At 36.5% G+C, this 7,471-nt stretch carries 10 protein-coding genes; all 10 read right to left on the bottom strand.

The features are described from left to right. Nucleotides 1-16: 16 nt before the first annotated feature. Nucleotides 17-763, bottom strand: a complete 747-nt coding sequence (locus BMSHG_RS00460) for an HAAS domain-containing protein (RefSeq protein WP_019152463.1) — start codon at nt 761-763, stop codon at nt 17-19. Nucleotides 764-767: 4 nt separating this feature from the next. Continuing rightward, nucleotides 768-1,442, bottom strand: a complete 675-nt coding sequence (locus BMSHG_RS00465) for a DUF1129 family protein (RefSeq protein ID WP_019152464.1) — start codon at nt 1,440-1,442, stop codon at nt 768-770. Then, on the bottom strand, nt 1,432-1,773 hold the full coding sequence (locus BMSHG_RS00470; protein ID WP_019152465.1) for a PadR family transcriptional regulator: 342 nt from the start codon (nt 1,771-1,773) through the stop codon (nt 1,432-1,434). The genes BMSHG_RS00465 and BMSHG_RS00470 overlap by 11 nt, the downstream gene beginning before the upstream one ends. 211 nt (nt 1,774-1,984) lie before the next feature. After that, a complete protein-coding gene (locus BMSHG_RS00475) occupies nt 1,985-2,497 on the bottom strand; it encodes a DoxX family membrane protein (protein WP_019152466.1) in 513 nt (170 codons plus the stop codon). A 182-nt stretch (nt 2,498-2,679) separates the two neighbouring features. Then, on the bottom strand, nt 2,680-2,838 hold the full coding sequence (locus BMSHG_RS28080) for a hypothetical protein (protein ID WP_019152467.1): 159 nt from the start codon (nt 2,836-2,838) through the stop codon (nt 2,680-2,682). A 27-nt stretch (nt 2,839-2,865) separates the two neighbouring features. Then, nucleotides 2,866-3,525 carry a phosphate signaling complex protein PhoU gene (phoU, locus tag BMSHG_RS00485; protein WP_019152468.1) on the bottom strand — a complete coding sequence of 220 codons (660 nt, stop codon included), beginning with the start codon at nt 3,523-3,525 and terminating at the stop codon, nt 2,866-2,868. Nucleotides 3,526-3,542: 17 nt separating this feature from the next. Continuing rightward, on the bottom strand, nt 3,543-4,373 hold the full coding sequence (gene pstB, locus BMSHG_RS00490; RefSeq protein ID WP_019152469.1) for a phosphate ABC transporter ATP-binding protein PstB: 831 nt from the start codon (nt 4,371-4,373) through the stop codon (nt 3,543-3,545). 18 nt (nt 4,374-4,391) lie between these two features. Continuing rightward, a complete protein-coding gene (gene pstA / locus BMSHG_RS00495; protein ID WP_019152470.1) occupies nt 4,392-5,276 on the bottom strand; it encodes a phosphate ABC transporter permease PstA in 885 nt (294 codons plus the stop codon). A 2-nt stretch (nt 5,277-5,278) separates the two neighbouring features. After that, complete coding sequence (pstC, locus tag BMSHG_RS00500) at nt 5,279-6,217, bottom strand: phosphate ABC transporter permease subunit PstC (protein WP_019152471.1); 939 nt, start codon at nt 6,215-6,217, stop codon at nt 5,279-5,281. 70 nt (nt 6,218-6,287) lie between these two features. Further along, nucleotides 6,288-7,250, bottom strand: a complete 963-nt coding sequence (locus tag BMSHG_RS00505; RefSeq protein WP_019152472.1) for a PstS family phosphate ABC transporter substrate-binding protein — start codon at nt 7,248-7,250, stop codon at nt 6,288-6,290. Nucleotides 7,251-7,471 lie beyond the last annotated feature (221 nt).

Below are 7,471 nucleotides of genomic sequence, written 5' to 3' on the forward strand. Positions count from 1 at the left end.
TTTTTTTATTATGCTCTCACCGTTTTTTTCTTTCAGCGATCCAAACATTCAATAAGAGAACTATAAACATTAATAGATAAGAACCTATAGTGATTGTAAGCCACATTTCAATTTCCAAGTCTGTCAATCTGTCAATTACATCAGGGATGAAAAGAATAGCCGGTATCCAAATCGTCACCCATGATTTGCTCCAAAACGCTGTTATGATAAAAATACAGCTACATATCACGATAACGACAACATCTGCGAACGTATTTCCTTTAAAAAACGGTTCCATGATGAGCTTACTTCCAACCATTAATACAATCGCTATCAATGTTACAATGGAGCTTGAAATCATGCCTCCAATAAAAAACTTCTTATTCGAATATTGTTTCTTCCCAGCTTGTTGTAAAAAATAAACGTAAATCCCAAATCCAAGCAATGTGGTAATCGGAAGACCGACTATCTGAATGATGTTTAATTCAAATTCTCCCCTTATTGCCGGTCCCATCTGAACATAAGCAATAACACTAAGAAAAAGAATTGGGAGAAATTTAATGATTTGACGATAATCCGTCTTCATTTCTTTTTTCAAGGAAGCCATATATTGTTCTGGTGTTTGATCAATAATATCTTCTATACCTTTTCCGCTTTTTTCTACTTCAAACAGATGGTTTTCTAATTCTTCGATTAGTTCCTCTATTTCTTGTTCTTTTTTTCCTGACATCATTAAATACATGCGTAAATTATCAATGAACTTCTCGCTTTTTGCAGATAACATCTCCTTACCGCCTTTCCTGCTTCTTTAACACATACAAGATAAATAATAGGACGCTCCCAATAAGTAAGGATAGCCACCATGAAAATTCAAATGACGGTCCAATTTCGGGCAAAAATTTCACGATGAGGAGAACACCGGTCATCCCAACTGCTCCAATAAGACCACTTTTAATCGAATCTTTCCATTTACTTTGATGTTCTTTGAACAAAGAACCTTCAATCATCTTAAAGATCAACATAATTGTAATGAGAACAAAGGCTCCGATCACAAGTGCTATTATGAATACACTGATTGGATGCACGGTTAAATTCACTTCTGTAAAAGGTGACAATATTAAGAAAAGAAGACCTCTAATCACCAATACCCAACCGACGATGTTTGCAATGATTCCACTGAAGAATGGAATAAGCTCTCGTTTCTTTGTTCTAGGTAGTTGTTCGATCATTTCATCAGCAAATCCTTTTGGATCATCTCCAAAGATATCTCTCCCCGTTTTCCCTTCCTTTTGACTCTCTAATAAATGATCGAGGATTTCCATTAATACTTCTTCTGTTTGTTGCTCAGATAGACTAAACTTTAGTCGAATATATACAAGTAGATCACTATAGTACGCTTCATTTTCTGGAGTTAACCATTCTCTTTTACGATTGTTTTCTTCGATTAAGCTTTTAACGTTCATCGCTCTCTTTACCCCCTGTCAACAATTCATTCACCGGTTTTGAAATTTGCTCCCACTCTTTTGTAATCATTTGTAATGCCTCTTGGCCCTCTTCCGTCAAAAAGTAATACTTTCGATTTGGTCCAGAATCAGAAGGTCTCATCTCTCCCTTAATAAGCCCATTTTTTTGTAGCCTTAATAAGATTGGATAAATCGTCCCTTCACTTACATCTGCCAAGCCAACATGTAATAACTTTTGTGAAAGCTCATAGCCATAGACAGGCTCTTTTTCAATGACAGCCAATACACATCCATCTAATACCCCTTTTAATAATTGGCTTCGCACCGACATTGGCATGTTCCTTTCTTTACTATTTTGCATTACAAGATAGCGTTGTAAAAAAATAAGCTATTTGGCATAACATGATAGCTGTTGCAAAAACAACTAACTTGTATAACATGTTAGTTGTTTTTAATATATCGATTATTCCTTCTTTTGTCAATAAATAGGATTAAAAAAGCAGTAGGAGAAATTCCTACTGCTTACTTTATTTACTTATATATTAAACTGAAACAGACTGACTAGCCTCGTTTTTGCCTTTTCTTACTAATTTACGAAGGTATGGTAACACATAACGGTCTAAACCAAATTTACCGGCATTGTAACCAGCTGCTGCGATGAATACTGCCATCATGATATCTGTTGGGTTATGAGATACTGTACCAGAAAGCATGAATGAGAAGTTCATCACCATCGCAAAGAATGCTGCTGCTGTTGTTAAACATCCAAGAATAAGTCCTAAACCTACTAAAAATTCACCAAGTGGAATCATGAAGTTGAATAATGAAGCATTTGGAACCGCAAAGCTTTCTAAAAATGATACCCATCCGCCATATACTGCGTGACCATCATGCATAACTGGATTTGCAACAGCACCTTTTAAAAATCCTGCAGCATCAAATCCACCAGTTAATTTGCCCCATCCTGCTGACATCCAAGCCCAACCTAGATAAATACGTACAACTGTTAAAATACCTGCGACAATAGTATTTTCTCTTAATAATTTTCCAAACATGATAATCTCCCCTTATTTAAGGTGTTAATGTGTTTTGCTTACAAATAAAGATTATCATTTTCAACTAGAAAAAAAAGCAGTTTGTGCATTCATTCACAATTCTGCAACAAAGTTATGACAGACTTATGAACAGTAACTATATCGTATTTTATCGAGTAGCAATTATCGTGCAAATTTCATTATCAGCTTTTTTTCTTATCATCCTGTTCATTTAACACGAGTGCAATATTATTATTGTTGATTAACGGATCTACATCAAATGAATTCTCTTCTTTTTCTCCGTTCAGTATTTGATTGATTTTAATATTTGCCTTTTCTGTTTCTGTCCTTTTATCCTCCATCGCTATACCTCCTTACTTTATTACCTCTTATGCGTTCAAGTCATATCTCTTACCCTTGACTAAATATAGAATGCTTTCAGAAATATTTGTACTATGATCGGCAACTCTTTCTACATATCTGCAAATAAAAGACAATTGAGTAATTTGCTGCGTATAATCAGGCTTCTGACTCATCAGTTCTAATAATTCTTTAATTAGCTTTCCGTACGCCTCGTCTACCTCATCATCTATTTTGGCAACCCGCTTAGCAAGATCAGTATCTTCCTCTTTATAAGCCTTAAGCGAATCAGTCACCATTTTATTTGCCACCTCTGCAATTCTCGGTATTTCTACGATCGGTTTAACTAAATCCTTCGGTCCAATGCGGATAACTGATTTTGCTATATCAACAGCTAAATCACCAATTCGTTCTAAATCAGAAGAAATTTTAATCGCTACAATCACTCTCCTTAAGTCAATTGCCACCGGAGATTGTTGTGCAATTAATAAGATTGCTTTGTCATTGATTTCTTCTTCCATTAAATTTAACTGTCTATCATCTGCAATGATTTTCAATGCTTTATCTACATCCTGATTTTTTAATGCGTCAATCGATTCTCCAACTGCAAATTGTGCTTGTCTCCCTAACTCAATAATCATTTCTTTCAACTCGTCCAATTGTGCTTGAAAAGTTGCACGCACTAACACTTCATACACCTCCTATTTTAGCCGAATCGACCAGTGATATAGTCTTCGGTTTCCTGTTTATCCGGATTGGAAAACATTTTACTTGTGTTTGAAAACTCAATTACCTCACCGCTTAGAAAAAATGCAGTTTTATCTGAAATTCGCGAAGCTTGTTGCATATTATGTGTGACGATGATGATGCTATAATCTTTTTTTAATTTTTGGATTAGTTCTTCTACCTTTAATGTTGAAATCGGATCGAGAGCTGAAGTCGGTTCATCCATTAAAATGACATCAGGTTCAATCGCCAAACAACGAGCAATACATAGACGTTGCTGTTGACCACCAGACATTCCATATGCATTTTCATTTAATCGATCTTTGACTTCATCCCAAATGGCTGCACCCCGAAGACTTTTTTCAACAATTTCATCGAGAATTTTTTTGTTTTTAATTCCATGTATTCTTGGACCATATGCGATATTATCATAAATGGTTTTTGGAAAAGGGTTTGGTTTTTGAAATACCATGCCAACGTTTGTTCGTAACTCTTCTACTAAGTAAGATTTATTAAAAATATTTTTTCCCCGGTATAGAATTTCACCAGAAGTACGAACGATGGGAATGAGTTCTACCATTCGATTTAACGTTTTTAAATAGGTGGATTTGCCGCATCCCGAAGGACCTATTATCGCCGTAACTTCATTTTCTACGATTTGAAGGTTTATATTTTTCAAGGCCTGATCTGTCCCATACCATAAGTTTAATCCTTTCGTATCGTAAACGATTTTCCTTTTTTGCTCAGTATCATTTGGGTTTTGATTGATTGTTTGTACATTTTTAGTTTCATTTTCCGTCATAACAGGCATATTCTATTTCCTCCAATATTAATACCTTTTTTGAAATTTATTTCGTATAATTACGGCAATAGAATTCATAATCAATAAGACAAGAAGAAGGATTACAATCGTCGCTGCTGCTAAATTGGCATATTCCGCCACTAATGCTGCGTCGATTGTCCAATAATAAATTTGCATGGGTAAAACGGTAAACTTATCGAAAATATTATCTGGAAAAGGGATTAATAGTGCTGGAATGCCTATAACAACAAGTGGTGCTGTTTCACCAATTGCTCTTGACAAGGCTAAAATAACACCCGTCATGATTCCTGGTATGGAAGCAGGCAATACAACTTTTTTGATTGTTTGCCATTTCGTAGCACCCATTCCATATGACGCTTCTCTTAAAAATTGAGGGACGGATCGAAGTGACTCTTGACTAGCTACTACTACAATTGGAAGGACTAGAAGCGCCATCGTGAGACCACCAGCGAGAATGATATTCCCAAGTCCCATTCCTCGAACAAACACTGTTAATCCGAGGATTCCAAATACGATTGAAGGAACTCCTGCAAGATTCGATATATTCGTTTGTATAAAGGATTGTAATCGCCCTTTTCTGGCGTATTCTTCTAAGTATATTGCTGTTCCAATACCGAGGAACATCGTAACAGGGGCGACAACCATAATCAGCCACAGCGTTCCCAGAATCGCTCCCATAATCCCTGCTCTATAAGGATCTGTAGATAGTTTATTTGTTAGAAACTTGATGTTAATCCAACCCAACCCATCGGATAATACGCGATAAAACAACACCAAAAGGACAACAAGTCCGAACAGGGTCGCTACAAGAAAGATAATTCGCATGATTCGATTCAATTGTAAGCGTGATGTCATTGATTTTTGTACTTGTGTTGTATCCACATATTTCATGATCAGTATCCCTGCCTAAATCTTTTTGAGACATATCGGGCGATAAAATTCATTATCAATGTAAAAACAAACAACGTCATTGCTACAGCATAGAGGCTGTAGTACAAAGTTGAACCAGCAGGTGCATCTCCTCCAGTCACCTCAACGATATAAGCAGTCATTGTTTGCATCGATTGTGTGAGATCAAATGTGAAGTTTTTTGAACTTCCACTTGCAATCGTTACGATCATCGTTTCACCAATTGCTCTTGATATACCTAGCACAAACGATGCAATAATTCCTGAAATCGCTGCTGGAATGACGACTCGAAAGGTTACTTCAAGCTTTGTTGATCCTAACGCTAAAGCCCCTTCTCTCATAGCATTCGGTACTGAACTCATTGCATCTTCAGAAAGTGAAGCAATCATCGGTATTATCATGATCCCCATTACAAGTCCTGGACTTAGAATATTCGTTGGTGCTAATCCAGGAATAAATGAGCGAAGTAAAGGAGTCACGAAGGTAAAAGCAAAGAAGCCATATACAATGGTTGGGACGCCAGCTAATATCTCTAAGAGTGGTTTTAATGTTTTCCTCACATTTTCTGATGCATACTCACTTAAGAAGACAGCAGACATGAGTCCTACCGGTATCGCTACGAACATAGCAATCGTTGAAGAAATAACAGTTCCCGTCAATAATGGTAAAATCCCAAACTGTGCATTTGCTCCTAGAGGTGCCAATCTTGTCCCAGTGAAAAAATCTAGAAACGGTACTTCGCGAAAAAAATGTACCGTTTCTGTTAATAGGGTTAAGATGATTCCAACCGTTGTAAAAATTGAAATCAATGCAATGATTAGTAAAAGTTTTGGAACCAGTTTTTCTGACATACTTTTTACAGTTACAGTTTTTCTATTTTCTTCAATCATTTCCCTAATTTTCAAATTCTGTTGGTTTGCCATTTTCCTACTCCCCTTTCACCTTTGGTACCAGGAGAAAACATTCACCATACGTTATGAATAGGTATAGAGTTTATTCTTTTAACCCTTCTAAATATTGCACTGACTCCTGAAGTTCTTCCTCTGGTAATGGAGCAAATCCCGTTTCTTTTGCAGCAGCACCTGCATTCTTCATCGCATAAATGGCAAAATCAAGAACTTGAGGCTTCTCTTGAGCCATTGTCTCATTTAAATATGTGAATACAGGACGAGTAAATGGAGCATAATCGCCATCTTCTTTAATCGTCTCAATAGAAGGTTCTACCGGGCCATTTCCGAAATCTATCTTTACAGCATTTAACGTATCCTTATTACTTTCGTAGTATCCATAGCCAAAGAACGCTATCGCATTTTTATCTTGTGATACTAAGCTAACTAATGTTGCATAATCCTGTTGCAAGTTAATCCCTTCTACTAGATCCTGTTCTTCAAGAATGGTTTCCCAGAAAAATTCGTATGTTCCATGGTTTTCATTTGGGCCATATGCAACGATTGATTGATCAGGAAATCCTTCTCTAACATCTGACCACTTTGCTTTCCCAGCACTCGCAAGAAATAGATCAATCACTTCCTGTTGGGTTAATTCTGTTGCCCAATCATTTTCTTTGTTAACCACAATCGTAATTCCATCTAAAGCAACCTTCATTTCTTTTGCATTTATTCCCAACTCTTCTGCTTTAGCTAGCTCTTCATCTTTAATCTTTCGAGAGGCATTATTGAAATCTGTTCCGTTTTCAACTAGAAATTTCTTAAAGCCTGCACTTGTTCCAGAACGGCTCACTTCTACGGAGACATCTTCTTGTTCATTAATCATATAATCCTCAGCAAGTCTGGACATAAGAGGGTAGACCGTTCCTGATCCGTCAACAACCACACTCCCTTCCAATTCGGTGCCTTCGCCCCCAGCATTTCCATTACCATCTCCATTGCCACAAGCAGTCACAATAATAAGTAAACAGGACAACAAAATGAAATAGATCTTCCGCTTAAATAGCATCGTTAAACCACCATCCTTTTTTTCTTATCTTACATTTCCCAATTTAGTGATCATTTATTTGATAACAGGAAAAAAATGAACATTTATACTTTGCATGAAAAGCTCAACTTGTAAGTATGTAATTGGACAGGAAAAAAGCAGTAGGAAAAATTCCTACTGCTTGATAAGTAAAATTCTATTTAAGCTGAAATGGATTGACCTGCTTCATTTTTACCTTTTCC

The organism is Robertmurraya massiliosenegalensis JC6, from assembly GCF_000311725.1.
Taxonomy (GTDB): domain Bacteria; phylum Bacillota; class Bacilli; order Bacillales; family Cytobacillaceae; genus Robertmurraya; species Robertmurraya massiliosenegalensis.

What these genes read in the sequence shown, in the direction of transcription:
- BMSHG_RS00460 (WP_019152463.1), bottom strand. Translation starts at nt 763, where the DNA reads ATGTTATCTGCAAAAAGCGAGAAGTTCATTGATAATTTACGCATGTAT.
- BMSHG_RS00465 (WP_019152464.1), bottom strand. Translation starts at nt 1,442, where the DNA reads ATGAACGTTAAAAGCTTAATCGAAGAAAACAATCGTAAAAGAGAATGG.
- BMSHG_RS00470 (WP_019152465.1), bottom strand. Translation starts at nt 1,773, where the DNA reads ATGTCGGTGCGAAGCCAATTATTAAAAGGGGTATTAGATGGATGTGTA.
- BMSHG_RS00475 (WP_019152466.1), bottom strand. Translation starts at nt 2,497, where the DNA reads ATGTTTGGAAAATTATTAAGAGAAAATACTATTGTCGCAGGTATTTTA.
- BMSHG_RS28080 (WP_019152467.1), bottom strand. Translation starts at nt 2,838, where the DNA reads ATGGAGGATAAAAGGACAGAAACAGAAAAGGCAAATATTAAAATCAAT.
- pstB (WP_019152469.1), bottom strand. Translation starts at nt 4,373, where the DNA reads ATGCCTGTTATGACGGAAAATGAAACTAAAAATGTACAAACAATCAAT.
- pstA (WP_019152470.1), bottom strand. Translation starts at nt 5,276, where the DNA reads ATGAAATATGTGGATACAACACAAGTACAAAAATCAATGACATCACGC.
- pstC (WP_019152471.1), bottom strand. Translation starts at nt 6,217, where the DNA reads ATGGCAAACCAACAGAATTTGAAAATTAGGGAAATGATTGAAGAAAAT.
- BMSHG_RS00505 (WP_019152472.1), bottom strand. Translation starts at nt 7,250, where the DNA reads ATGCTATTTAAGCGGAAGATCTATTTCATTTTGTTGTCCTGTTTACTT.